The organism is Caulobacter sp. ALps2 (genome assembly GCF_058681635.1).
Genome location: NZ_CM178743.1, coordinates 4,014,877 through 4,039,136, shown reverse-complemented (window position 1 = coordinate 4,039,136; position 24,260 = coordinate 4,014,877). Strand labels below are relative to the sequence as shown.

The window sequence follows — 24,260 nt, the reverse complement described above, 5'->3', positions numbered from 1 at the left end:
CGGAGCGGTTCGTGGCCGTCCGCCTTGGGGGAGGGCGCGGACGGCGGTCTCGGCTGTTGGGGATCAGCCGTGCAGTTTCAGGGCTGTCTCGGCGATCTTGCGGCCTTGATAGCGGGCGCCGACCAGTTCGTTCTCGCTGGGCTGACGCGAACCGTCGCCGCCGGCGATGGTGGTGGCGCCGTAGGGGCTGCCGCCGGTGACTTCATCCAAGGTCATCTGGCCAGCGTGGCCGTAGTCCAGACCGACGATCACCATGCCGAAGTGCAGCAGGTTGGTGATGATCGAGAACAGCGTGGTCTCCTGGCCCCCGTGCTGGGTGGCGGTCGAGGTGAAGGCTCCGCCGACCTTGCCGTGCAAAGCGCCGCGGGCCCACAGGCCGCCGGCCTGGTCGAGGAACGCGGCCATCTGCGAGGTCATGCGGCCAAAACGGGTGCCGGTGCCGACGACGATGGCGTCGTAGTTGGCCAGGTCCGCGACGCTGGCGATCGGCGCTTCCTGGTCGAGTTTGAAGTGCGCGTTCTTGGCGACGTCCAGCGGCGCGGTTTCCGGCACGCGCTTGATGTCGACTTCAGCGCCGGCTTCGCGGGCGCCTTCGGCCACGGCCTTGGCCATGGTCTCGATGTGGCCGTAGGACGAGTAATATAGGACGAGAACCTTGGCCATGGCGGCCTCCTTAAGAGGAATGTCGGTGAGGAAAGTCGGACGCGAGGATTTCAGTTTCCTCGCGCCGTTTCTTGAAGGAACCGGTGACGAGCCTGCTTGTCCCGGGCGGCTAAAAGCCGACCGGGGCAGACTCTAAGCCGCGTCGACCAGCACCAGTTCGGCGTCTTCCAGGGCCGTGATGGTGATCACGTCCTCGTTCTTGATGCCGGCGCCGTCACGGGCGTTCAGCTTGACGCCGTTGACTTCGACGACCCCGACGGCCGGGACCAGGTAACCGCTGCGGTCCTTGCCCAGGGCGTAGGTGGTGGTCTCGCCAGCCTTCAGCGTCGCGCCCAGAACGCGGGCGTCGGTGCGGATCGGCAGGGCGTCGGCGTCATCGGCGAAGCCCGAGGCCAGGGTCACGAACTTGCCCGAGCGGTCGCCCTTGGGGAACGGCTTGGCGCCCCAGGAGGGAGCCGCGCCGAAGGTCTTGGGCTCGATCCAGATCTGGAAGATCCGGGTCGTTTCCGGCTCGAGATTATATTCCGAGTGACGGATGCCCGTGCCCGCGCTCATCACCTGGACGTCGCCGGCCTCGGTACGACCCTTGTTGCCCAGGTTGTCCTGGTGGGTGATCGCGCCGTCGCGGACATAGGTGATGATTTCCATGTCGCTGTGCGGGTGCGGCGGGAAGCCCGTGTTCGGAGCGATCTCGTCGTCGTTCCAGACCCGCAGGGCGCCCCAGTTCATGTTGCTGGGATCGTAGTAGCTGGCGAACGAGAAGTGGTGCTTGGCATTCAGCCAACCGTGGTCGGCGCCGCCAAGATTATCGAACGGCTTGTGGACGATCATGGCTTTAAACCTTTCTGTACCCTCTGGAGTGCGCCGCGTCGGCGCGTCCTGTTGAGGAGAAGATAGGGGATCCTATGAGATCCGAAATGGAAACTGTTGAAACTCATCGTTTCCAAAACTAAGCTATTATCATGTCCAAGCTTCCCGATCTCGAAGGCCTCGCCGTGTTCGCCAAGGTGGTGGAGCTCCGCTCGTTCGCGGCCGCCGCCGATGACCTGGCCATGTCCAAGGCCACGGTCTCCAAGGCCGTCACCCGGCTGGAGGAGCGGCTGGGCGCGCGGCTGTTCAATCGCACCTCGCGGCGCCTGGCCCTGACCGACGCCGGCCAGTCCCTGGTCGAGCGCGCCACCCGCGTGCTGGCCGAGGCTCAGGCGGCCGAGGAAGAGGCGTCCAGCCAGTCCTCGGCGCCACGCGGCCTGGTGCGGGTGGCCGCGCCGATGTCGCTGGGCATCACAAGCCTGGCGCCGGTGCTGCCCGGTTTTTTCGAGACCTACCCGGACGTCTCGGTCGACCTTCACCTGTCGGACGCCACCATCGATCTGGTCGGCATGGGTTTCGACCTGGCCCTGCGTGTGGCGACCCTGCCGGACAGCTCCCTTGTCGCCCGCCGCCTAAGGGCCGTGAAGCGCCACGTGGTCGCCGCCCCAGGCTATTGGGACAAACATGGCCGCCCGGCGCATCCGGCCAGTCTGGCCGAGCATCGCGGCCTGACCTACGGTCACCAGTCCGCGCCCGAGACCTGGCGCTTCCAGAAGGGCGCCGAAGAGGCCTCGGTGCGGCCAAAGTCGGTGATCCGCGCCAACAACGGTGACGCCCTGGTCCCGTCGCTGCTCGCCGGCGTCGGTGTGGCGGTGCTGCCCGACTTCATCGTCGGCCCGGCCGTGGCCGACGGCCGGCTGGAGGAGATCCTGGTCGACTGGACCGCGGCGCCGATCGCCCTGCACCTGGTCATGCCGCCCGGCGGTCCCCGTCCAGCGCGGGTCGAGGCCCTGGCGACCTACTTAGCGAAGGCGCTGGGGCGATAGCTACTTCACCCGCTTGAACGTCAGGCTCTGGTCCGGGGGACCGGAGACGCCGTCAACGTCCTGTTCGACCTTCAAGGTGTCGGGATCGGCCAGCCAGACCTTCATCGACTGCTTGCGACCGGTTTTGTTGCTGGTCACGGCGGTGACCCCGTGCGGGCCGTCGCGATGGACACTGATCATCACGATCTGGGTGTTGACCACGGCCTTGGTCGGCGTGCCGTCCAGCGGGGCGTCGGCGAACTGGATGGCGGCCAGGCCGTCCTCGTCCTCCTCGATCAGCGTCCAGGCCAAGCTCTTGCCGTCGTCCTTGGTGACGTCGACCTCGGCGGCCAGCGGCGCGGGTCCGGTCAGGGCCTCGTTGAAGGTCGAGGCCTTGAGGTCGATGGTCCAGCGGCCGGCCGCGCCTAATGGCGCGTTCTGGGCCAGGGCCGGCGTCGCCAAGAGGCTGGCGGCGATCAGGAAGGGAAGGGCGGAACGGGTCATGGAGCGCCTTTCTTGCGGGTTCGCCATCAGACGCCCGCCAAGCCTTGGCCGTCTAGAAGGTTTCGCGCTTTACAGGCTTTCGACCTGGGCCGGCGTGAAGGCGCCGACCTGCATCGGCGTCATGGCGTTCAGGTTCGCGGTCGACAGATAGTCCAGCTGATTGATGGTCAGGCCGGGGATCTGGGCCGGCAGGATGAAGCCGATCTGGGTCGTGGTCAGGCCCGCGATTACCGAGGTCGACAGCGAGCCCAGCTGGGTGGCGGTCATGCCCTGGACCTGGGTGGCGTTGAACTGGGCGAAGGCGGTCGAGGACAGGCTGCGCAGCTGGAAGGCCGAGAGCCCCTTCATCGCCGAGGGCGACAGCGCGCCGATCTGCTCGAACGCCATGGCGCCGAGATTGGTCACCGAGATCGCCATCACCTGCGACGCCGTCAGGGACGCGACCTGGGTCGTGGTAAACTCACCGATGTCCGTGGTCGACAGAGCGCTGAGCTGCGTGGCGCTGAGGCCTGCCACCTGGCTGCTGTTCAGGGCCTGGAAGGCGGTCGCGTCCAGAGCGCTGATATAGGTTTTCGACAGGCCGCCGATCTGGGTTCCCGACAGGGCGTAGAACTGCGAGGTCGAGAACTCGCCGTAGTCGGCGTCGGTCAGGCCGCCCATCTGGGTCGTGCTCAGCCCGGCCAGCTGGGTCGAGGTCAGGGCCGTGATCTGGTCCTGGCTCAGGCTGTTGAAGTTGGTCGTGGTCAACGCGCTCATCTGGGTGGCGGAGAAGCCGGCGACTTGGCCCGTGGTGAACTTGGCGAAGTCGTAGTCCGACAGGCCGCCGATCTGCGTCGCCGTGATCGCGGCCTGCTGGCTGGCGGTCAGGGCTTGGATCTGGTCGTTGTCGAGGCTGTTGAAATTGGTCGTGCTCAGAGCGGCGAACTGCGTAGCGCTGAGCGCCGCCACCTGGGTGCGCGTGAAGCGGGCGAAGTCACCGGGCGACAGCGAGTCGATCTGGGTCGTGGTCACGCTGGCCAGCTGGGTCGCGCTGAAGCTCTGGACGCGGTCCCAGCTGATGGCGTTGAAGGCCGTCGTCGACAGTCCGGCGATTTGGCTGGGCTTCAGCAGTTGCACCTGCTCGGCCGTGAACTCGCCCACGTCGGCGTCGGTCAGGCCGCCCACCTGGGTCGCGGTCAGCGCCGCCAGCTGGGTGGCGCTCAACGCCTGGACCTGTTCCCAGCCCAGGCTGTTGAAGTTGGCGGAGCTCAAGGCGGCCAGCTGCGTGGCGCTGAGCACCTTCATCTGCGTGGGCGAGAGCGCCGACAAACCCGTCTGCGACAGGCCGCCGATCTGGCTGGCGCTGAGGCTGGTCAGCTGCGTCGAAGCCAGGTTCTGGATCTGCACGTCGCGGAAGGCGTTGAGCTGCGTCGGAGTCAGGGCCGCCATCTGCGTGGTCTTGAGCAGCCCGATCTGCGACGTCGTCAGTTCGGCGATCTTGGTTTCGGACAGGCCGCCGATCTGCGTCGTGCTCAACGCCGCCATCTGGGTCGTGTTCAGAACCTCGATCTGGCCCTGGCGCAGCGTATTGAGTTGGTCGGAGCTCAGGGCCGCGACCTGTGTCGCGCTGAACAGCTGCACCTGATCCGGGGTCAACTGACCGAGCGTCGTCTCCGACAGGCTTCGGATCCGCGTCGTGTTCAGCGTCGCCAGCTGGGTCGGGGTCAGGCTCTCCACCTGGAACTGACTGAGGTTGTTCAGCAGATCCGTCGTCAGGGCGTTGAACTGGGTGGTGGCGAAGCCGCTCAGCTGGTCTGGCGAGAACTCGGCCAGGTCGCTATCGCGCAATTGGCTGATCTGAGTCGTGGTGATCGCCGCCTGCTGGGTCGCGTTCAAGCGACCGATCTGGAACGACGAAAGGCCGCCAAAGCCTTCGGCGCTAAGGCCGGCCAACTGGGTCGCGCTGAAGCTCTCGACCAAGGCGTCCGAGAGGCCGGCGGTCTGGGTTCCACTCAGGGCCGACAGGCGCGTGGGCGATAGCAGGCCGAGCTTGGTGTCCAGATCGGTCAGCTGTGTGGGTGACAGCGCCTGAAGCTGGGTAGTGCTCATCCCGCTGATCTGGGTGGCGTTCAGCGAGGCCAGGCGCGTGCCGGCGAAGGACTGGACCAGATCGGTCGACAAGCCCGAGAGCTGGGTCGAGGTCAGGGCTTCGAACTGCTCGCGCGACAGCTCGCCCAGGTCCGTCTCGCTGAACGCCGCCATCTGGGTGAAGGTCAGCTGCGACAGCTGGGTCAGGTCCAGGTTCGAGATCTGGTCGGCGTCCAGGCCCGTGAAGTGTGTGGCGTCCAGGGCGCCGACCTGGGTGGCGGTCAAGATGTGCAGCCGCTCGGCGTCCATCTTGGCCAGCTGGGTCGAGGTCAGGGCGTTCAGCTGATTGCCGCTGAACGCCGCCAGCTGCTCGGCGTCGAACATCAGGCTCTGGGCGAAGGCCGGTATCTGAGTGGCCTTCAGGCCCTTAACCGCCGTATTCGACAGCGCCGAGACCTGCGTGGCGTCCATGACGCCGACCGAAGCCTCCGACAGCGCCCCGACCTGGGTGCTGGTCAGCTGCTCGACCTTGGTGGACGAAAGACCTTGGACGGTCGTCGCCGACAGCGCGGCGATCTGGGCGGCTGAGAGGTACGAAATCGGCACAGGATTCGTTGCCCCACAAGGTCGCGACGCGAATCGTTCACGTTAACCATAGGGGAAAGCCGTCAGCACGACCATGCGGCGAACTGGCCGTCTTTTGGCTCGCGCCCCGTTACCCCGCGCGCATGGTCCACAGATCGAGGTCGGCCTCGCGGCCGATCAGCGCCAGGCCCGAGGCGATGGACTCGAACTCGCCGCCGCTCTCGATCTTGTTGGCCCCGAAGCGGCGCAGGAAGATCTCGCGCACGGCGGGCACGAACGAGCTGCCGCCGGTCAGGAAGACGCGGTCGACGCCGGCCTCGGTCAGGTTGGCGCGTTCGAGGGCCTCCCCGACGGCGTTTTCGATGGCGATCAGCTCGGGGCTGATCCAACCTTCGAAGTCGGCGCGGGCCACTTGCTTCTCGATCTCGACCGAGCCGGCGGCGAAGTGGAACGTCGCCTCGGTCTGGGCCGACAGCGCCTCCTTCAGCGCCGAGACCGACTTGTAGAGAGCGTAGCCGTGATTGCCGTCCAGCACTTCGATCAGGGCCGCGATCTTCTCGGGCTCGACCGCCGTGCGTTCCAGGGCGCGGATGTCGCGCATGTCCTTGGACGCTCGCAGCAGGGCCAACTGGTCCCAGCGGGCGAAGGCGGCGTAGTAGCGCTGCGGGATCGGCAGGCTGTTGGAGAACGACCGGTACTCCGACCCCTTGCCCAGCTCGGGCGAGACCAATTGGTCGATGATCCGATAGTCGAAGGCGTCGCCGGCGATGCCGACCCCCGACCGCGACAGCGGCGTCGAGCGCAGCGTGCCGTCGGCGTCGCGCTCGAAACGGACCAGCGAGAAGTCGGAGGTGCCGCCGCCGAAGTCCGCGACCAGCACGGTGGCGTCTTGCTTCAGTTGGCGGGCGAAGAAGAAGGCCGCGCCGACCGGCTCATAGGCGTAGCGGATGTCGCTGAAGCCCAGGCGCTTGAACGCTTCCTCGTAGCGGGTCAGGGCCAGGGCCTCGTTCGGCGACGAGCCGGCGAAGGTCACGGGACGGCCGACGATGATGCGCGAGGGCAGGGCGTCCAGCTGGGCGCCGGCGTGTTCCTTCAGGCGCAGCAGGAAAGCGGCCAGCAGGTCCTCGAACAGGTAGCGCTTGTTCAGGATCCGCGTCTCGGTGAAGGCCTGCGAGGCCGCGAAGGTCTTGAACGACTGGATGAACCGCGTCTCCAGCGGATCTTCCAGATAGGACTCGATCGCCCAGGGGCCGGCCTCGACCACGCGCTCGTTCGCCGCGCCGGCCGCGCCCTGCACGCTGTGGAAGCTGAGCGCCGAGCGGAAGGCGAACAGGTCGCGGTTGTCGATCGAGAAGCGCACCAGCCGCGCGTTGTCGTCGCCGTGTGTCAGCGAAACGACGGTGTTGGTGGTGCCGAAGTCGACGCCAATGGTCGGCGCGCCAAAAGTCGACGCAAGGGGGGCGGCCGTCATGGGATGGCTCGATATGGTCGGAACGGGGAGGGGCGTGCGTCGTAACGCCTCCCCGAAGAAGGTCAAGCGCGATGACCCGTTTAAGCGCTCATTTACAGTCGGCGCCCGATGGTCAGGCCAATTGAAACGGTGCGGTCGATTCGACTGATACCGGTGTCGCCGAAGCGCGAAAACTCAGGGGGCGCCGTGTTGGGGCGTCCGGTGTATTTGGGGGAACGCTGTGAAGCTCGACGATCTGAAGGTCTCGTCCAAGGTTCTGCTGCCCGCCATCGTGCTGGCCATCGCCACCGTGGCCTGCGCTGGCCTGGGCGTCTGGCAGCAGAAACGCGCCGACGCGGCGACCGAGGTGCTGGTCAAGCGCCGCTCGCCCGCCGAGGTCCAGTCGGCTCGTTTCCTGCGCCGGATCAGCATGATGGGCTACGCGGCCCACCGCACGGCGACGTATGACGGTCTCTCCGAGCAGGCCGCCGCCGCCTCCGAGGAGCTCGACAAGGTCTATGGCGAGGGCGCCGAAAGCCTCGACAAGATCGCCGCCGCCGATCCGGCGACCGCCGACTACACGGCCGGCATGAAGGCCAAGCTGGACGCGGCCTATGCCGACGCCCGTTCCGCCGCCGATCTGGCCCTGAAGAACGACGATGTCGGCGCTGTCAGCGGGTTGACCAGGGTCGATCCGGCCATCGACGCCATGGCCAAGGAAGGCAAGGCCTGGGGCGACGTCTACAACAAGGAGACGGCGGCCATGGTCGCCAGCGCCAGCAAGTCGGCCGCGGCCGGTTCGTGGTTGACGCTATTGTTCGGCCTGGGCGCCGCGGCCTGCGGCATGGGCTTCGCGCTCTATATCGGCTCGCACAAGATCTCGCGCCCCGTGCGCTCGCTGTCACGCAGCATGACCGACCTAGCCGACGGCCAGTTGGATGTCGACGTGGTCGGGGCCGGCCGCAAGGACGAGGTCGGGCTGATGGCCCGCGCCGTCCAGGTGTTCAAGGACAACGCCGTGGCCCTGCGCTCGTCCGAGGCCGAGCAGGCCCGGATCTCGGCCGCCAGCGAAAGCGCGCGGGTCCGCAATGAGGAAGTCTCGTCGGCCGCCGCCCGTGAGCAGGCCTTCGTCATGGATCGCCTGGCGAGCGCCCTGTCGAGTCTGTCGAACGGCGACTTGACCGTGCGCATCAGCGAGGCTTTCCCGACCGGCTACGAAGCTATCCGCAACGATTTCAACGGCGCCATCGTCCAGTTGGACGAGGCTATGAGCGGCATTGTCACCGTGGTCGGCACGGTTGGCTCCAGCGCTGACGAGATCGCCGCCGCCGCCGACAACACCGCCCGTCGCAGCGAGCAACAGGCCGCCAGCCTGGAAGAGACCGCCGCGGCGCTCGACGAGATCACCGCCACCGTCCGCCGGGCCTCGCAAGGCGCCGGCGAGGCCAGCCGCGTCGTCACCTCGACCCGTTCCGACGCAGAGCGTTCCGGAGAGGTCGTACGCGGCGCCGTCGCGGCCATGACCGGCATCGAGCAGTCGTCCTCCAAGATCGGCAATATCGTCGGCGTCATCGACGAGATCGCCTTCCAGACCAACCTGCTGGCCCTGAACGCCGGCGTCGAAGCGGCCCGCGCCGGTGAAAGCGGCAAGGGCTTCGCGGTCGTCGCGCAGGAAGTGCGGGCCCTGGCCCAGCGCTCGGCCGACGCCGCCAAGGAGATCAAGGGCCTGATCAGCGCCTCGACGGCCCAGGTCGACGAGGGCGTGCGCCTGGTCGGCCAGACTGGCGAGGCTCTGGACGGCATCGTGCTGAAGGTCGGCGAGATCGACGCCCTGGTGTCGGAATTGGCCAGCTCGGCCCAGGAACAGGCGCGTGGCCTCAACGAGGTCAACACCGCCGTCAACCAGATGGACCAGGGCGTGCAGCAGAACGCCGCCATGGTCGAACAGGCCACGGCCGTCAGCCATTCGCTGAAGAACGACATCGACGCTCTGGTGCGGATGATCGGCCGCTTCCAGGTCAGCCAGGCGGCCCAGCGTCCACAAGCCGCTTCGCGTCCGGGCTATCGCCGCGCGGGCTGATTGACTTCCTCGGCTTGCTCGGCTCGAACGAGGCCGAGCAAATCGTAGGAAGACCTTGGAAAACTTCGACGTCCTGGTGATCGGCGCGGGCGCGGCCGGCATGATGTGCGCCATCGAGGCCGGCAAGCGCGGGCGCTCGGTGCTGGTGATCGATCACGCCAAGGCGCCGGGCGAGAAGATCCGCATCAGCGGCGGCGGGCGGTGCAACTTCACCAACACCGGCGCGTCGATCCATAATTTCCTGTCGGCCAACCCGAAGTTCGCCCTGTCGGCCCTGCGCCGGTACAAGCCCCGGGATTTCATCGCCTTGGTCGAGCGGTATGGCATCGCCTATCACGAAAAGACCCTTGGCCAGCTCTTCTGCGACGGCTCGGCCAAGCAGATCATCGATATGCTGCTGACCGAGATGAAGGCCGCCGGCGCCAAGCTGCGCCTGGAGACCAGCTTCCAGGACGTCGCCAAGACCGAGGCCGGCTTCGAGGTCGAATTGTCTTCCGGCAAGGTAAGCTGCGCCTCGCTGGTCGTGGCGTGTGGCGGCAAGTCGATCCCAAAGATGGGCGCGACGGGCTTGGGCTATGAGATCGCCAAGCAGTTCGGGCTGAACATCGTCGAGACCCGGCCCGCGCTCGTGCCGCTGACCTTCGAGGCCGGCATGCTGGCGCGACTGACGCCGCTGTCAGGCGTGGCGCTGGACGCCGTGGTCGCCCACGGCAAGACCAAGTTCCGCGAAGGCATGCTGTTCACCCACCGGGGCCTGTCAGGTCCTTCGATCCTGCAGATCTCGTCCTATTGGCGCGAGGGCGACGAGATCCGGGTCGACATGGCGCCGGGCGTCGACGCCTTGGCGACGTTGAAAGCGGCCCGTACGGCCTCGCCGCGCCAGGCGGTCGCGACGGTGCTCTCGACCCTGGTTCCCAAGCGCGTGGCGCAACTGATCGCGGATGAGGAAGCGCCGGGCAAGGGCAACATCGCCGACTGCTCGGACAAGGTGCTGGGACCGCTGGCCACGGCGGTCAACGCCTGGACTTTCAAGCCGGTCGGCTCGGAAGGCTATCGCACGGCCGAAGTGACGCTGGGCGGGGTCGACACCGAGGCCCTGGATTCTCGCACCCTGGAGGCCAAGGCCGTGCCGGGTCTCTATTTCATCGGCGAGGTGGTCGACGTCACCGGCTGGCTGGGCGGCTATAACTTCCAGTGGGCCTGGGCGTCGGGCTGGTCGGCGGGACAAGAGGCCTAAGAAAAAGCCCCTCCGGTGAGGGAGGGGCTCTTCGTCATCTACTTCTTCTTGAACGGCTTACCGGCCGGCTTGCCGCCGGGCTTGGCGTCGAAGCTCTTGGCCTTGAAGGGCTTGGGACCCTTGAACGGCTTGCCAGCGCCCGCGTCGTCGCGCTTGCCGGCATAGGGCTTCGAGTACGGCTTCGGTCCGGCGGCGTTGTCGGCGAAGGCCTTCTTGAACGGCTTCTTCGGGCCATCGCCGTCCGCGCGGGGCGCGCGGGGCTTGTATTCGCGCGGAGCGTCAGCGCCGGCCTCGTGGCGCGGCTTGAAGGCGCGCTTTGGAGCGCCTTCGGAGTCCTGCGGCGAGTACGGACGCGGAGCTTCGTCACGCTTGAAGTCGCGCGGCGCGTCGTTGTCGCGCGGCGCGCGTGGCTTGAACTCCCGGGGCTTGTAGTCGCCCTTCGGCTCTTCGCCACGGCCGTAGGGCTTGGCGTTGCTGACGCCGTCGTCGCCATAGCTGGACGGACGCGGCGTGTGATCGCGCGAGCCCGGTGCGTTGGCGCGCGGCGTATAGGGACGATCTTCACGCGGCGGGCGCGGCTTGAACTCGCGCGGACCATCATTGTCACCACGCGGCGGACGCGGGGTGAACTCCCGACGCGGACCGGCTTCGCGCGCGGCCGGGGCCGCCGTCGGGGTGATCGTGACGTCCTCACGCACCGTCTGCTGAACAGCGGCGCCGAACTTCACGGCCGCCTCGGCCGAGATCTCGAACTTGGTGTCGTAGTCGAAGATCCGGATCGACCCGATGTCCTTCTTGGTGATGTGGCCCAGGCGGCAGATCAGCGGGATCAGCCACTTGGGGTCGGCATTATTGCGACGGCCGGTGTTGAGGCGGAACCACTCCGAGCCGTCCATGCTGACGCGTTCGGGGCGGTCACCAAAGTCACGGTCGCCGCCAAACTCACGGGGCTCACGCGGCTCGCGGCCGCGCGGGCCCGGATCGGCGCCGTGGCGCGGGTCGTCATAGATCTCTTCCGGCGCCGGCAGTTTGGCGCGGCGGGTGCGGATCAGCGCCGCGGCGATCTCCAGCGGCGTGCGCTTGGCGAGCATGGCCTCGGCCAGGGCGGTGTCTTCCTCGACCGCGGCCTCGTTGAAGATCGGATCGTCGAGCAGGCGCTCGGTGTCCTTGATGCGGATCTCGTCGGCGGTCGGAGCCCCGCCCCACTGGCCTTCGACGCCGGCGGCCATCAGCAGCTGCTCGGCCTTGCGGCGGCGGGTATAGGGCACCACGAGGGCCGAGACGCCCTTCTTGCCTGCCCGGCCGGTGCGGCCCGAACGGTGCAGCAGGGTCGCCTTGTTGACCGGCAGTTCGGCGTGGATGACCAGGCCCAGGTCGGGCAAGTCCAGGCCGCGCGCGGCGACGTCGGTGGCGACGCAGACGCGGGCGTGGCCATCGCGCAGGGCTTGGAGGGCGTCGGCGCGCTCGCGCTGGCTCAGCTCGCCCGACAGGCCGACGACGTCGAAGCCGCGCTCGCGCAGCTTGGAATGCAGCGAACGGACGCTTTCACGGGTGTTGGCGAACACCAGGGCGCCGGGGCTTTCGAAATAGCGCAGCAGGTTGACGACCGCGTGCTCGACCTCGTTCGGCGCGACGCGGACGGCGCGGTATTCGATGTCGCGGTGCGGCTCGTTGCGGCCGATCGTGTCGATGCGGATCGCGTCGTTCTGGTAGCTCTTGGCCAGCTGCACGATCTCGCGCGCCAGGGTGGCCGAGAACAGCAGGGTGCGGCGCTCGGCCGGGGCGGCGTCGAGGATGAACTCCAGGTCTTCGCGGAAGCCCATGTCGAGCATCTCGTCGGCCTCGTCGAGGACGGCGACCTTCAGCTCCGACAGGTCCAGGTGACCGCGCTCGATATGGTCGCGCAGGCGACCCGGGGTGCCGACGACGATGTGAGCGCCGTAGTTCAGGGCGCGCTGCTCGCGGCGAGCATCCATGCCGCCGACGCAGTTGACGACCACGGCCATGGCCTGGGCGTACAGCCAGGTCAGCTCGCGATTGACCTGGATGGCCAGTTCGCGGGTCGGGGCGATGACCAGGGCCAGCGGCGCGCCGGCGCGGCCGAAGATCTCTTCGTCGCCCAGCAGGGTCGGGGCGGCGGCGAGGCCGAAGGCCACGGTCTTGCCAGAGCCGGTCTGGGCGCTGACCAGCAGGTCGCGGCCTTCGGCGTCGGCTTCCAGCACGGCGGCCTGGACGGGGGTGGGCTCGAGATAACCTTGAGCGGCGAGAGCCCGCTCGAGAGCGGGGTGGGAGGCGGGGAAGGGCATATGGGTCCAGTTCATTTGCGGCCGCGCACACAAAAAACGCGCGGCTCGCGCCAATGACCAAATCGGGCCCCCTGAAGCCTGTAACGCTTCCCTCGGACCGCTTATTGGTCGAATTCCAACGAAAATAGCCCCCTCCGCGATGGAAGGGGGCCCACGAGAAGCCTTATGCGCTTGCTGCAGTGCAAAAAGCAAGCGCGATGACGGATTTGTTTCAGTTCACCGTCGCGAGGGCTTGATCGATCGCCTCGGCGATACGCTCGGGGGTCTCGGCCCCGACCACGGCGACCTTGCCGGCGAAGATCGCGAACGGCACGCCGGTCACGCCGCCCTGGACGGCCATGGCGTGTTCGCGCGCCACGGCCTCCTTGTCGGCTCCTTCGGACAACAGCTGCAGCACCACCATGCGCTCCATGCCGGCTGCCTCGGCGATGTCGGCCAGCACCATCGGATCGCCGATGTCGAGGCCTTGCTCGAAATAGGCCTTGAACAGGGCTTCGACGACGTGGTCCTGCACACCGGCCGTCAGGGCCCAGCGGATCAGGCGATGGGCGGCGTTGGTGTTGGGCGAGAACGCGATGGCCTCGAAGTTGAACGCGATGCCTTCCTCGGCGCCGCCCTCGACCAGGGCGGCGTGGACGGCCTTCAGCTTGTCGGGGTCCTTGAACTTGTTGGCCATGTACTGCTTGCGATCGACGCCTTCCTCGGGAAGCGTCGGATCCAGCTGGTAGGGCCGCCAGACCAGCTGGGCCTCGACATCGGGGCGCAGGGCCACGGCCGACTTCAGACGACGCCAACCCAGATAGCACCAGGGGCAGACCACGTCGGCGACGACGTCGATGATCATTTGCTGGGCCAAGGGCGCACTCCTACGAACCGATGTCCGCTACAGGACATGTTCCATATAGGCGCTGCCCCCGCGGCGCCCAAGCTCTAGCCGGCGTCGCGCTTCAGGGCGCTTGCGGCGGCGCGTTCCAGGGCCTTGACCGCGCCTTCGCCGCGCTGGACCTCGGCCACGCCGATGTCGAACTCGCAGACGAACGGCGGGCGGTCCTCGCCGGCGTCGAAGGCGGTGCAGCCGATCACGGCGGCGATCCGCTCCGCGGCGGCGCGGGCGGCGTTCTGATTGGTCGCCGGCAGGGCCAGGGCGAAGACCTCGGTGGCCAGGCGGGCTGGGGTGTCCTCGACACGGACCAGGCGGCCGACCATCGAGCCGATCTGCGGAATGGCGCGGTCCAGCCAGCCGTTCTGGCGGGCCCAGACGGTGTCTGGCTTGTCGGCGACTCGCAGGACGCAGATCGACAGCGGTCGGGCGCGGTCGGTGGCGGCCTTGGCCAGGCGCGCCAGGTGGGCGGCGAACAGGTCGCGGGTGAAAAGGCCGGTGGCGGCGTCCATCAGGCCCGAGCTGCGGGCCTTCTCCAGGGCGCCGCGGATCGACTCGCCGCGCCGGAAGCTGCGGGCCAGCTCCATCACGCGCATGGCCGTCTCGACCTCGGGCGTCTCGGGCGAGGCCACGTCGGACACGCCGCGATGGAACGCCTCGGACATGGTCACATAGCTCTCGGCCTTCAGGTACAGCAGGGCCGGGATGTGGAAGAGGCGGGTGTTGCGGCGCATGCCGGCCGCGATCGACAGGGCCTCCTGCTGGCTGTCGCCGGCCCACAGCACCACGGAGTCGAAGGCCCGCTCGTGCAGGTAGTCGAAGGCCGTATAGGCGGTGAAGGCGCCGACGACCTCGGCCCCGCTGCTCTGCAGGGCGTTGGACAGGGCCAGGAACTGCGGCGCCGGTTCGCCGACGGCCAGGATGCGGAACGGAACGTCCGAGTTCTCGGGCAGGTCCAGGCGGCGACCGCGCTCGCCGAAGGTCTCGAGGCGCAGCTCGAACTCTTCCTCGGCGATGGCCGTGCGCACTAGGCTCTCCAGGCGCAGGGCGGCCTGGGACGGGTGCAGCGGCGGCGACAGGGTCAGGTCGAAGGCCTGGTTGCGATAGTCGCCGTCCGGCTCGCCGATCGCGATGACCGGCAGGCGGCGCGGGGCCACGGCGGCCTTCAGCCGGCGGGCCAGGGTCTGGGTCTCGGGACCGGCGCTGGCCAGGTCGACGATCACCGCCTCGATGGGAAGATCGCCGAGGGCGGCGAGAGCGGCGTAGGGCCCCCGCGCCGTGATCGTGCGCCAGCCCAACCGGTCCAGCCCTTCGGCCAGCGGTCCGGCGCGAACATCGTCGCGCGCCACGATCAGGATCCGGGCGTCAACCGCCAAACCAACCTCCGGCCAAACGCTCGCATGCCCGGTCTGTACGCGACCGCCGAGATTCGACGCCGCAACATAGCAGAGGCTTGGTGCGGTCAAAGGTACGGAACGCCGCAGGCAGGGGATGAATCGACACCACTCCCGTAAGGGCTTGCCTGACCGAACGTCAGGGTCGTTCTAGTTAGCGCGATCGGTGTCGAAAGAGCGCCGAAAGGGAGAAGATCATGGGCCAGGGGCCGCTTTCGGGACTGAAGATCGTCGAGTTCGCCGGCATCGGCCCAGGACCGTTCTGCGGCATGTTGCTGTCGGACCTCGGCGCGGACGTGGTGCGCATCGACCGCAAGGGGCAGGGGCGAGGCTCCCCGGCCGACGTCACGGCGCGGGGGCGGCGCTCGGTGGCGCTGGACCTGAAGAACCCCGAGGCCATCGAGACCTGCCTGAAGTTGCTCGATCAGGCGGACGGCCTGATCGAGGGTTTCCGGCCAGGCGTCATGGAGCGGCTGGGTTTGGGTCCGGACGTCGCCCTGGCCCGCAATCCCAAGCTGGTCTACGGCCGCATGACCGGCTGGGGCCAGACGGGTCCCTACGCCAAGGCCGCCGGCCATGACATGAACTACATCGCCATCACCGGGGCGCTGGACGCGATCGGGACCAGCGACAAGCCGGTGCCGCCGCTGAACCTGGTCGGCGATTTCGGGGGCGGGGCGCTCTATCTGGCCTTCGGTCTGCTGGCTGGGGTGATCCACGCCCGCGAGACGGGGCAGGGACAGGTGATCGACTGCGCCATGAGCGACGGCGCGGCCTCGCTGATGGCCATGTTCTATGGCTTCAAGGCCGGGGGCATGTGGAACGAAGGGCGGCGGACCAATCTGCTCGACGGCGGGGCGCACTTCTACGACACCTACCAATGCGCCGACGGCAAGTGGATCTCGATTGGCTCGATCGAGCCGCAGTTCTACCTGCTGCTGCTGGAGAAGACCGGAATCAGCGATCCGCAGTTCCAGCACCAGATGAGCCGCGAGGAGTGGCCGGAGCTTCGCGAGAAGCTGGCCGCCGTCATCAAGACCAAGAGTCGCGATGACTGGTGCGCGATCATGGACGCCACCGACGTCTGTTTCGCCCCTGTCCTGACCATGGACGAGGCCCCCAAGCACGCCCACAACGCCGCCCGCGAGACCTTCGTCGAGGTGGCCGGGGTCATGCAGCCCGCGCCCGCGCCGCGTTTCTCGGCCACGCCGGGCGTCATCCAGGGGCCGCCGCCGAAGATCGGCGCGAACAATGACGACGCCTTGGCCGACTGGGGTTTCTCGGCCGACGCCATCGCGGCGTTGAAGGAAACTGGAGCCCTCTAGGACCTGACGAACACGTTCAGGTTCGGTTCAGGCGGCGGGTCATAGCTTGCGGGTGTCGACCGGTCGTCGCGCCATCCGTCCCTCGATGTGGCGATCGGTTCACAGGTCCAACCTGCGGAGACGCGTCGCTTTTCCCGAGCGGCGCGTCTTTGACTCTGGTCCCGTCTTTGACTCTGGGACCCCAGGTCGCCATGGTCCGCCGGATGCAAGACCCGCAGCATCAAATCCGCTGGCGCGACCTCGACCTCGATCCGACACACTGGGCCCGTGAAATCCTGCGCGTACTGGGCCTGGCCCTATCGCGCCTCTGGGGCCGCGACGTCATGCTGTACGTCGGTGGCGTCTCGTTTTTCGCCCTGCTGGCGGTGTTCCCCGGCTTGGCGATTCTGATCGGCCTCTACAGCTTCTTCCTGACCCCTTCGAGCGCCGCGCATCAGGCCAACAGGCTGGCCGAGCTGATTCCCTCCGGCGCCCGGTCGATGTTCCAGGACGAGTTCTCGCGCCTGGCTCACGCGCCGGGCCAGACGATCTCCCTGCAGAGCGCCATCGTGCTGATCGTCGGGGCCTATGCCGCCCATCGCGGCTTCAAGGCGCTGCTGGCGGGGCTGTCGTTCATCCACGACGAGGAAGATCAGCGCGGATTCGTCGGCTTCAACCTGATGGCGCTGTTCGTGCTGATCGCCGCGTTCGGCCTGCTGTTCGTGATGTCGGGCATCTTCCTGACCCTGCGCCTCCTGGGCTCCGCCCTGAACCTGCGGCCGCTGGCTGGCGTCTCGTGGATCCAGTCGGAATGGACCTGGGCCAGCTTCGGCATCGTGGTCGGCATGAGCCTTGTCTATCGCTACGCCATGTCGCGCGAGGTGGTCGGCTGGCGCGCGTCGATCTCGGGCGGCGTCGCGGCCGCGGCGCTGTGCGTCTTCATGTCGTGGGCCAGCGCCTTCTATGTCGAGAAGATCGTCCACCTGGGCGCCACCTACGGCTCGATCTCGGCTGTGATCATCTTCCTGATCTGGCTGTCATGGAGCGTGAACGCCATCTTCTTCGGCGGGGCCCTGGCCACCGAGGTCGAGATCGCCCTGGACGAACGCCCAAGGGCCCTGTTGGAGGGGCCTAGGGCAATCCCGCTTAAGTCGCCTTCCGAATACGAAAACGGATGACCCCGCCGTCCTGGTCGACGACGTCGAGCAACGTGGCGCCGATCTGGCCGGCGAAGTGCGGGACGTCGATCCGGGCCATGGGATCGGTGGCCAGCAGGATGAGCTCGGCTCCCGACGCGGCGGCCTCAAAAGCCTTTCGCAGCTTCAGCGTCGGCACGGGGCAATGATGGCCGCGCGCGTCGATCAGAATAGGTTCAGGCATCGAACACCGCCTCGGCCTCGGCGGCCGGCAGGATGCGATACTGGCCCGGCTCCAGGTCGGTCGGCAGGGTCAGGCCGCCGATCCGCTCGCGGTGCAGCGTGACCACGTGATTGCCGACGGCGGCGAACATGCGGCGCACCTGGTGGTAACGCCCTTCGGTGATCGTCAGCCGAGCGGTCTTGGCGTCGACGATGTCCAGCTGGGCCGGCAGCAGCGGCTTTTCCTCGCCATCCAGCATCAGCGTCCCGGCGGCGAAGACCTCTCCCTCGGTACCGGCCAGCGGCCGGTCAAGCGTGACGAGATAGGTCTTGGGCACATGGCGCTTGGGCGAAATCACGCGGTGCAGGAAGTCGCCGTCGTCGGTGATCAGGATCAGGCCGCTGGTATCCTTGTCGAGCCGGCCGACCGTCGACAGGCCCGGATCCCGGATCTGCCAGCGACGCGGCAGCAGGTCGTAGATCTTCTGGCCATCTTCCTTGTGCGAGCAGGTCACGCCCAGCGGCTTGTGCATCAGCAGCACCAGCGGCGCGGGTGGATCGACCGCGACGCCACGAACGGTCATGCGCGTAGGCAGGGTGGCGTCGACGGCGATGCGGGCGCCGGAGTCCTTCATCACCTTGTCATCCAGCACGACCTTGCCGGCGGCGATCAGGGCCTGGACGTCCTTGCGACTGCCGTAGCCCAGATTGGCCAGCAGCCGATCCAGCCGGGCCATCAGCGCCTTGGCCATTATTTGCGGGCCTCGAAGACCTTGTAGCCGCCGCCTTCACCGACCAGTCGCACCTTGGCGAAGCTCTCACCCAGGATCGCCTCGTAAGGCAGGTGGCGGTTGGCGACGATCCACAAGGTCCCGCCCTTGCGCAGCGCGGCCGCGGCCGAGGTGATGAAGGCCTGGCCCAGTGTCTTGTCCTCGCCGCCGCCCTCGTGGAACGGCGGGTTGCTGACGATGAAGTCGAGGTCCTTCAGCTCGATCTGGCGCACGTCGCCCCAGACGAAATCGGCGCGCGGATCGGCGACGTTGCGCTTGGAGACCTCGACGGCCCGATGGTCCAGCTCGACCAGGGTCAGCTTGGTCACCTTGGGCGAAGCCAGGACGTTCAGCGCCAGGATGCCGATGCCAGACCCGAAGTCGGCGCCCACGCCGGCGAACGGCGGCAGGACCTGGAGCAGGGCGTTGGTGCCGGCGTCCAGGCGGTCCCAGCTGAACACGCCGGGCTGGGTCCAGAGGCCGTCTTCGCTGATCCGGCGCGGCGCCCCGCTAGCGATGGCGTCGGCGAGGCCCGTGATCTCCGTCGGCCGGACCACGAGGCAGATGCGGTTATGGCGTCTGGCGCTCTCGCCGACCTCGCAACCCAGAGCCTGGAGCTCCTTTTTCATCCGCAGGCCGCCTCGGTCTTTCGGCGCGAAGGCGGTCAGGCGGCCGCCCGGTGTTAAAACGCGCAACGCTTGAGCGAGGACAAAACGTCGCTCCACCGCTCCGGCGGGCGCGCGGACGGTCACGGCGGTAAAGGATTCGTCTGGAACCGAGGCCAAGTTGGTCGAGCCGACTAGGAACGGTGACAGCTGGACAGCGTCCGGCGCGGACGGCGCCAGGTCGTGATCGGCCTGGCCATAGAGCGCGGTGGAGGTCGCCGACATGCTTGTCCTGAAAAGGTTTTTCGAGATTCAGAGATCTTGGCGGGCAGGGTGGGATTCGAACCCACGGTAGACTTTCACCTACGGCGGTTTTCAAGACCGCTGCCTTAAACCACTCGGCCACCTGCCCGGAGCAGGCGGCTATATCAGCGCGCTTCGCCCTTAACCAGACTTCAAAACAAACAGGCGACGATGTCCGCTCGGAAGGGGTGTCGCCCCTCTGGACGACGAGCGGAATGAACCAGCGTATCCATCAGGTCTGGCGGAACTGGCGCACCTTGGGCCTTCTGGCCATGGCGGCGGCGAGCCTGGCGGCCTGCGCGACGCCCAAGTATGAGACCGGCAAGTCCGGCTACACGGCCACCGCGCGCAACGACACCACACGAGGCTCGGCGCCGCGCGCGGGCTCGACGGTCGGCCGTGACGGCAAGCCTCTGCGGGGCACCGAAAAGCCCTATCAGATCAACGGTATCTGGTATTATCCGAAGGCCGACCCTGACTACAATGTCGTGGGAATCGGCTCGTGGTATGGTGAGCAGTTCCACAACCGCCGCACCGCCAACGGCGAAGTCTTCGACATGGATGTCCCATCGGCGGCCCATAAGACCCTGCCGTTGCCCAGCCTGGTCGAGGTGACCAATCTCGACACCGGCCAGAAGATGATCGTGCGAGTCAACGACCGCGGGCCGTTCGTCGGCGATCGTGTCATCGATTTGTCCAAGGCCGCCGCCGAACAACTGGGCTATCGCCGCCAAGGCGTGGCGCGCGTGCGGGTGAAATATATCGGCCCCGCCTCCAAGGGCGTTTTCAATCCACCGCGCCAATATGCCCGGGCCGCGACGCCGCCGCCCGTGCGATCCGGACCGCGAAGCTTCGACGACATCAAGGAACCAACCCAGCGCGTTCAGGTGCTGCCGTCGCGCGGCGAGCCTGACTGGTCGCCGATCATGCAGTCGGCGCCGCAGATCAATCCGCCGGATCGTGTCCCCAATCGCGTCTACGCCTCGGTCAAGTCAGCCTATCGTGTTCAAGCCGGTTCGTTTTCCAGCCGCGAGAACGCCGAGAAGGCCGTGCGCCAGCTCTCAGGGACCGGGCAGGCCGCGATCGACACCATCGAGCGCGCCAACGGCACGCTTTATCGCGTCACCGTGACCGCCGGCCAGGACGAGGGCTCGGCCTGGAGCCTTCGCGATCGCGTGGAGTCGCTGGGCTATCAGGGCGCGACCGTTCTGAAGCCCTAGACAAGGCCCGGAAACCGGTCGAATGGAAGCCGGTGACTAGAGGTTTCTTCATCAGTTTTGAAGGCGGCGAGGGGGCTGGAAAGTCGACCCAGATCCGCCGTCTCGCCGAGCGGCTGCGGGCCGCCGGCCATGACGTCGTCGTCACCCGCGAGCCGGGCGGCAGCGCGGGCGCCGAGGCGATTCGCGAGCTGCTGGTCAATGGTTCGGCCGACCGCTGGTCGCCAGTCACGGAGACGCTCCTGATGTACGCCGCCCGCCGCGACCACGTGGAGCGGGTGATCCGTCCGGGCCTGGCCGAGGGCAAGGTCGTGCTGTGCGACCGCTTCGCCGATTCCACGCGGGCCTACCAGGGCGCGGGCGGTGACGCCCCCGCCAGCCTGATCGCCTCGCTGGAAGAGCACGTGCTGAACGGTACGATCCCGGCGCTGACCCTGATCCTGGACCTGCCGGCCGAGGTCGGCCTGCATCGCGCCGAGGCCCGTGGTGGCGCGGCCCGCTTCGAGTCCAAGGGCCTCGACTTCCACCAGCGTCTGCGCGCCGGTTATCTGGAAATCGCCCGCCGGGAGCCCGAGCGCTGCGTCGTGATCGACGCCGACGCGCAGATCGACGCCGTGACCGCCGCGATCGCCGAGGCCGTCGCCCAGCGGCTGGATCTCTGATGGCCGCCCCGGCCCATCCGCGCGACGTCTACCAGCTGGACGGCCAATCGGCCGCGGAGGCCGCGTTCCTCGACGCCCTGGACCGTGGCCGGCTGCACCACGCCTGGCTGCTGACTGGCCCCGAGGGCGTGGGCAAGGCGACCTTGGCTTATCGCATGGCCCGCCGCCTGTTGGGCGCGCGGCATGAGCCGAGCCTTGGCCTGTTGGGCGCGGCGCCGTCCGACGTGGTCAGCCGCCAGGTCGCCGCGCGCTCGCATCCCGACCTCATGGTGCTGGAGCGCCTGACCGACGACGGCAAGGCCCGCAAGTCGATCCCGGTCGACGAGGCCCGCCAGCTGCCGGAGTTCTTCTCGACCACGCCGGCTGTTTCGCCTTATCGCGTAGCGATCATCGACGCCGCCGACGACCTGAACGTCAACGCCGCCAACGCCGTGCTGAAGACCCTGGAGGAGCCGCCGGCGCGTGGCGTGATCCTGCTGATCAGCCATGCGCCCGGCAAGCTGCTGCCGACCATCCGCTCGCGCTGCCGGCGTCTGGCCGTGCCCGCGCCGGGCGTGCCGGCCGCCGCCGAGATGGTCGAGCGCATGGCCGACGTCTCCGGGCGCGACGCCGAGCGTCTGGCCCGCATGGCGCATGGCGCCCCGGGCAAGGCGCTGCAACTGGCCGCGGCCAAGGCCATCGAGGTCGACGACGCGGCCAACGAGATCCTGCGCGGCCTGCCCAAGATCGACGAGGGCGCGCTGCTCGCCATGGCCGACACCTTCCGAGGCGGGGAGGGCATGGCGCGGTTCGAGCTCCTGATGGATCGCTTGGCCGACCAGGTGCGGATCTTCGCCACCCAGGTCGCGGCCGATGGCAAGCAGTCGCCGGGCCTGGACCGCTGGGCGGCCGCCTGGGAGCGGCTCTCCAACGTCTCCGGCGAGGTCGAGGCCGTGAACCTGGATCGCGCCGACGCCTTCTGGAGCGTCATCTCGGACTTGCGCGCGGCGGCCAAGACGGCGATTTGAGCGGCATGCTCATCGACAGCCACGTGAATCTGCACGCGCCCCAGTTCGCCGAGGACAAGGACGCCGTCATCGCCCGCGCCCGTGAGGCCGGCATCGCCTTGATGGTCACCATCTGTGACAAGGTCTCGTCATTCGAGGCCGTGCACGCGATCGCCATGGCCGAACCCGACGTCTGGTGCACGGTCGGGACTCATCCGCACGAGTCCAAGGAAGACCCGGGCCTGACCGCCGCCCGCTTGGTCGAGCTGGCCCAGCGGCCACGCGTCATCGGCATCGGCGAGTGCGGCCTGGACTTCCACTACGACCTGTCGCCGCGCGACGTGCAAGCGGCCGTGTTCCGACAGCACTGTGTCGCCGCGCGCGAAAGCGGCCTGCCGCTGGTGGTCCATACCCGCGAGGCCGACGATGTCATGGGCCCGATCCTCGAGGAGGAGCACGCGGCCGGACCGTTCAAGATCCTGATGCACTGCTACACCAGCGGTCCGGCGCTGGCCGCCCGCGCCATGGCGCTGGGCGCCTGGTTCTCGGTCTCGGGCATCGCCACCTTCAAGGCGGCCGAGGACGTGCGGGAGGTGATCCGCGACATGCCGGCCGACCGAATCATCGTCGAAACCGACTGTCCGTACCTGGCCCCCGTGCCGATGCGGGGCCGCCGCAACGAGCCGTCATATCTGCCGCATATCTACGACAAGCTGGCCGAGATTCGGGGCTGGAGCCGGGCTGACACCGAGCAACGGACCGAGGACGCCTTCTTCAACTTGTTCGACCGGATCCCGAGGCCATGACCGGACCGCTGGAGTTCACCATCCTGGGCTCCGGCTCGTCCGGCGGCGTTCCCCGAGCCGACGGCAATTGGGGTGACTGCGATCCCGCCGAGCCCAAGAACCATCGCTCGCGCTGTTCGATGCTGGTGCGCCGGAAAGGCGAGGGCGGTGCGCTGCACGAGACCACGGTCGTCGTCGACACCTCGCCCGACCTCCGCCTCCAAACCGCCACGGCCGGCGTGAAGCGGGTCGACGCGGCGCTGTTCACTCACGATCACGCCGACCAGGCCCACGGCATCGACGACCTGCGGCCGTTCTTCCTCAATCAGCGCCAACGCATCCCGACCTTCATGGACCAGGCCACGCACGACGGCCTGCTGACGCGGTTCGAATATATCTTCAAGACTCGCGGCGGGTATCCGGCCATCCTGGAACCGCGCCTGATCCCACCGCTGGGCGTAGACTTCGCGATTGATGGTCCCAGCGGCGCCATCCCGGTCCACACCTTCGACGTCGACCACGGCGAGATCCGCGCGGTCGGCTACCGCTTCGGCGGCGTGGCCTATACGCCCGATGTCCGCGCCATCCCGGACGGCAGCTGGGCGGACCTGGCGGATCTGGATGTCTGGATCGTCGACGCTCTGCGCTGGACGCCGCACCCGACCCACGCTCATGTCGAGCTGGCCCTAGAGTGGATCGCCAGGGCCAAGCCGAAGCGGGCCCTTCTGACCAATCTGCACATCGACTTGGACTATAACGCCCTGACCGCGCGGCTGCCGGCTGGCGTCGAGGCGGCCTATGACGGGCTTCGTTTCACGCTCTAGGCAACCTTCCAGCGTGTTGCGGAGTTTCCAAGCGACGCCGTATGCCTCGAGACGGGCGACGAATGTACGCCTCGATCGCAAGTTCGCCCAAGTTTGTCGAAAACCTGACTGTACGTAACAGGGTTGAAATAAGCTCGCCCAACAACACCGTCATAGGGACGCGGTAGAGTCACCTTCCCGTGCGTCACTGACCAGACCTTCCATGGCTGAAACCGTCACCATCTCCCGAGAAGTCTTCCAGCGCTTGCGCTCGCGGCTGCCCGCGGTCACCCGCGAGCATCTGTTCGATTGCTATGCGATCAGCGAAACGACCTGGACCAAGCTGCGCGACGGCAAGCCGGTGAAGCGTTCCACCCTGGACCGCATCCTGGCCAAGCTGGCCAAGCTGGACGCCCGCGTCGCCGCTTGAGGCATTCCTTTATGCCGCCCTTATGCGGCGGCCCAG

22 protein-coding genes and 1 tRNA gene are annotated in these 24,260 nt (G+C 67.7%); 11 read left to right on the top strand and 12 right to left on the bottom strand.

Annotated elements, in window-relative coordinates; translation table 11 throughout:
- Positions 1 to 63: 63 nt before the first annotated feature.
- Positions 64 to 663 (bottom strand): NAD(P)H:quinone oxidoreductase, encoded by a 600-nt coding sequence (gene wrbA / locus ACW173_RS19080; protein WP_492081662.1) that lies wholly within the window; start codon positions 661 to 663, stop codon positions 64 to 66.
- A 132-nt stretch (positions 664 to 795) separates the two neighbouring features.
- Entirely contained in the window at positions 796 to 1,494 is a 699-nt protein-coding gene (locus ACW173_RS19075) for a pirin family protein (RefSeq protein ID WP_492081661.1), read from the bottom strand.
- Between the two features lie 131 nt (positions 1,495 to 1,625).
- On the opposite strand from ACW173_RS19075, the gene ACW173_RS19070 reads away from it, so the two are divergent.
- On the top strand, positions 1,626 to 2,519 hold the full coding sequence (locus ACW173_RS19070) for a LysR family transcriptional regulator (protein WP_492081660.1): 894 nt from the start codon (positions 1,626 to 1,628) through the stop codon (positions 2,517 to 2,519).
- Here the strand turns inward: ACW173_RS19070 and ACW173_RS19065 are convergent, their stop codons facing one another.
- From ACW173_RS19065 to ACW173_RS19055, 3 genes are all read right to left on the bottom strand, one after another.
- Positions 2,520 to 3,002, bottom strand: coding sequence for a hypothetical protein (locus ACW173_RS19065; protein ID WP_492081659.1), 483 nt, complete (start codon positions 3,000 to 3,002; stop codon positions 2,520 to 2,522). It lies immediately after the preceding gene.
- Between the two features lie 69 nt (positions 3,003 to 3,071).
- Positions 3,072 to 5,675 carry a hypothetical protein gene (locus tag ACW173_RS19060; RefSeq protein WP_492081658.1) on the bottom strand — a complete coding sequence of 868 codons (2,604 nt, stop codon included), beginning with the start codon at positions 5,673 to 5,675 and terminating at the stop codon, positions 3,072 to 3,074.
- A 109-nt stretch (positions 5,676 to 5,784) separates the two neighbouring features.
- Positions 5,785 to 7,125 (bottom strand): Hsp70 family protein, encoded by a 1,341-nt coding sequence (locus ACW173_RS19055; protein ID WP_492081657.1) that lies wholly within the window; start codon positions 7,123 to 7,125, stop codon positions 5,785 to 5,787.
- A gap of 220 nt (positions 7,126 to 7,345) precedes the next feature.
- Between ACW173_RS19055 and ACW173_RS19050 the strand changes: the two genes are divergently transcribed.
- Both ACW173_RS19050 and ACW173_RS19045 read left to right on the top strand, forming a co-directional pair.
- Complete coding sequence (locus tag ACW173_RS19050; protein ID WP_492081656.1) at positions 7,346 to 9,184, top strand: methyl-accepting chemotaxis protein; 1,839 nt, start codon at positions 7,346 to 7,348, stop codon at positions 9,182 to 9,184.
- A gap of 55 nt (positions 9,185 to 9,239) precedes the next feature.
- Positions 9,240 to 10,421, top strand: coding sequence for a BaiN/RdsA family NAD(P)/FAD-dependent oxidoreductase (locus ACW173_RS19045; RefSeq protein ID WP_492081655.1), 1,182 nt, complete (start codon positions 9,240 to 9,242; stop codon positions 10,419 to 10,421).
- A 38-nt stretch (positions 10,422 to 10,459) separates the two neighbouring features.
- Here ACW173_RS19045 and ACW173_RS19040 read toward each other — a convergent pair whose 3' ends face one another.
- The 3 genes from ACW173_RS19040 to ACW173_RS19030 all read right to left on the bottom strand — a co-directional run bounded on the left by ACW173_RS19040 (position 10,460) and on the right by ACW173_RS19030 (position 14,983).
- Positions 10,460 to 12,727: a DEAD/DEAH box helicase gene (locus ACW173_RS19040; RefSeq protein WP_492086016.1), complete on the bottom strand. Its 2,268-nt coding sequence runs from the start codon at positions 12,725 to 12,727 to the stop codon at positions 10,460 to 10,462.
- 211 nt (positions 12,728 to 12,938) lie between these two features.
- Positions 12,939 to 13,571, bottom strand: a complete 633-nt coding sequence (locus tag ACW173_RS19035; RefSeq protein ID WP_492086015.1) for a DsbA family oxidoreductase — start codon at positions 13,569 to 13,571, stop codon at positions 12,939 to 12,941.
- An 86-nt stretch (positions 13,572 to 13,657) separates the two neighbouring features.
- Positions 13,658 to 14,983 carry a diguanylate cyclase domain-containing protein gene (locus ACW173_RS19030; RefSeq protein WP_492081654.1) on the bottom strand — a complete coding sequence of 442 codons (1,326 nt, stop codon included), beginning with the start codon at positions 14,981 to 14,983 and terminating at the stop codon, positions 13,658 to 13,660.
- 215 nt (positions 14,984 to 15,198) lie between these two features.
- Here ACW173_RS19030 and ACW173_RS19025 point away from each other — a divergent pair, with 215 nt between their 5' ends.
- Entirely contained in the window at positions 15,199 to 16,326 is a 1,128-nt protein-coding gene (locus ACW173_RS19025) for a CaiB/BaiF CoA transferase family protein (RefSeq protein WP_492081653.1), read from the top strand.
- A 191-nt stretch (positions 16,327 to 16,517) separates the two neighbouring features.
- The gene (locus ACW173_RS19020) at positions 16,518 to 17,483 is read left to right on the top strand and encodes a YihY/virulence factor BrkB family protein (RefSeq protein ID WP_492086014.1); all 966 of its coding nucleotides are present in this window, start codon (positions 16,518 to 16,520) and stop codon (positions 17,481 to 17,483) included.
- Here ACW173_RS19020 and ACW173_RS19015 read toward each other — a convergent pair.
- The 4 genes from ACW173_RS19015 to ACW173_RS19000 all read right to left on the bottom strand — a co-directional run bounded on the left by ACW173_RS19015 (position 17,452) and on the right by ACW173_RS19000 (position 19,450).
- Positions 17,452 to 17,685, bottom strand: coding sequence for a sulfurtransferase TusA family protein (locus tag ACW173_RS19015; RefSeq protein ID WP_492081652.1), 234 nt, complete (start codon positions 17,683 to 17,685; stop codon positions 17,452 to 17,454). The genes ACW173_RS19020 and ACW173_RS19015 overlap by 32 nt on opposite strands.
- Positions 17,678 to 18,415: a pseudouridine synthase gene (locus tag ACW173_RS19010; RefSeq protein WP_492081651.1), complete on the bottom strand. Its 738-nt coding sequence runs from the start codon at positions 18,413 to 18,415 to the stop codon at positions 17,678 to 17,680. The genes ACW173_RS19015 and ACW173_RS19010 overlap by 8 nt, the downstream gene beginning before the upstream one ends.
- Complete coding sequence (locus tag ACW173_RS19005; RefSeq protein ID WP_492081650.1) at positions 18,415 to 19,323, bottom strand: class I SAM-dependent methyltransferase; 909 nt, start codon at positions 19,321 to 19,323, stop codon at positions 18,415 to 18,417. Before ACW173_RS19005 ends, ACW173_RS19010 begins: the two co-directional genes overlap by 1 nt.
- Before the next feature lie 37 nt (positions 19,324 to 19,360).
- Positions 19,361 to 19,450 (bottom strand) — tRNA-Ser (locus ACW173_RS19000).
- Between the two features lie 106 nt (positions 19,451 to 19,556).
- On the opposite strand from ACW173_RS19000, the gene ACW173_RS18995 reads away from it, so the two are divergent.
- The 6 genes from ACW173_RS18995 (at position 19,557) to ACW173_RS18970 (ending at position 24,224) form a co-directional block, all read left to right on the top strand.
- Positions 19,557 to 20,561 (top strand): septal ring lytic transglycosylase RlpA family protein, encoded by a 1,005-nt coding sequence (locus ACW173_RS18995; protein WP_492081649.1) that lies wholly within the window; start codon positions 19,557 to 19,559, stop codon positions 20,559 to 20,561.
- A 32-nt stretch (positions 20,562 to 20,593) separates the two neighbouring features.
- Complete coding sequence (tmk, locus tag ACW173_RS18990) at positions 20,594 to 21,220, top strand: dTMP kinase (protein ID WP_492081648.1); 627 nt, start codon at positions 20,594 to 20,596, stop codon at positions 21,218 to 21,220.
- Positions 21,217 to 22,227, top strand: coding sequence for a DNA polymerase III subunit delta' (locus tag ACW173_RS18985; RefSeq protein ID WP_492086013.1), 1,011 nt, complete (start codon positions 21,217 to 21,219; stop codon positions 22,225 to 22,227). Before tmk ends, ACW173_RS18985 begins: the two co-directional genes overlap by 4 nt.
- Positions 22,224 to 23,012 (top strand): TatD family hydrolase, encoded by a 789-nt coding sequence (locus ACW173_RS18980; RefSeq protein ID WP_492081647.1) that lies wholly within the window; start codon positions 22,224 to 22,226, stop codon positions 23,010 to 23,012. Before ACW173_RS18985 ends, ACW173_RS18980 begins: the two co-directional genes overlap by 4 nt.
- Positions 23,009 to 23,815: an MBL fold metallo-hydrolase gene (locus tag ACW173_RS18975; protein ID WP_492081646.1), complete on the top strand. Its 807-nt coding sequence runs from the start codon at positions 23,009 to 23,011 to the stop codon at positions 23,813 to 23,815. Before ACW173_RS18980 ends, ACW173_RS18975 begins: the two co-directional genes overlap by 4 nt.
- Positions 23,816 to 24,017: 202 nt before the next feature.
- A complete protein-coding gene (locus tag ACW173_RS18970; RefSeq protein WP_492081645.1) occupies positions 24,018 to 24,224 on the top strand; it encodes a hypothetical protein in 207 nt (68 codons plus the stop codon).
- Positions 24,225 to 24,260: the final 36 nt, after the last annotated feature.

What these genes read in the sequence shown, in the direction of transcription:
- ACW173_RS19025 (WP_492081653.1), top strand. Translation starts at nt 15,199, where the DNA reads ATGGGCCAGGGGCCGCTTTCGGGACTGAAGATCGTCGAGTTCGCCGGC.
- ACW173_RS19040 (WP_492086016.1), bottom strand. Translation starts at nt 12,727, where the DNA reads ATGCCCTTCCCCGCCTCCCACCCCGCTCTCGAGCGGGCTCTCGCCGCT.
- ACW173_RS19005 (WP_492081650.1), bottom strand. Translation starts at nt 19,323, where the DNA reads ATGTCGGCGACCTCCACCGCGCTCTATGGCCAGGCCGATCACGACCTG.
- ACW173_RS19055 (WP_492081657.1), bottom strand. Translation starts at nt 7,125, where the DNA reads ATGACGGCCGCCCCCCTTGCGTCGACTTTTGGCGCGCCGACCATTGGC.
- ACW173_RS19035 (WP_492086015.1), bottom strand. Translation starts at nt 13,571, where the DNA reads ATGATCATCGACGTCGTCGCCGACGTGGTCTGCCCCTGGTGCTATCTG.
- ACW173_RS18970 (WP_492081645.1), top strand. Translation starts at nt 24,018, where the DNA reads ATGGCTGAAACCGTCACCATCTCCCGAGAAGTCTTCCAGCGCTTGCGC.
- ACW173_RS19010 (WP_492081651.1), bottom strand. Translation starts at nt 18,415, where the DNA reads ATGGCCAAGGCGCTGATGGCCCGGCTGGATCGGCTGCTGGCCAATCTG.
- ACW173_RS19065 (WP_492081659.1), bottom strand. Translation starts at nt 3,002, where the DNA reads ATGACCCGTTCCGCCCTTCCCTTCCTGATCGCCGCCAGCCTCTTGGCG.
- ACW173_RS18995 (WP_492081649.1), top strand. Translation starts at nt 19,557, where the DNA reads ATGAACCAGCGTATCCATCAGGTCTGGCGGAACTGGCGCACCTTGGGC.
- ACW173_RS18975 (WP_492081646.1), top strand. Translation starts at nt 23,009, where the DNA reads ATGACCGGACCGCTGGAGTTCACCATCCTGGGCTCCGGCTCGTCCGGC.
- ACW173_RS19075 (WP_492081661.1), bottom strand. Translation starts at nt 1,494, where the DNA reads ATGATCGTCCACAAGCCGTTCGATAATCTTGGCGGCGCCGACCACGGT.
- wrbA (WP_492081662.1), bottom strand. Translation starts at nt 663, where the DNA reads ATGGCCAAGGTTCTCGTCCTATATTACTCGTCCTACGGCCACATCGAG.
- ACW173_RS19015 (WP_492081652.1), bottom strand. Translation starts at nt 17,685, where the DNA reads ATGCCTGAACCTATTCTGATCGACGCGCGCGGCCATCATTGCCCCGTG.
- ACW173_RS19070 (WP_492081660.1), top strand. Translation starts at nt 1,626, where the DNA reads ATGTCCAAGCTTCCCGATCTCGAAGGCCTCGCCGTGTTCGCCAAGGTG.
- ACW173_RS19020 (WP_492086014.1), top strand. Translation starts at nt 16,518, where the DNA reads ATGGTCCGCCGGATGCAAGACCCGCAGCATCAAATCCGCTGGCGCGAC.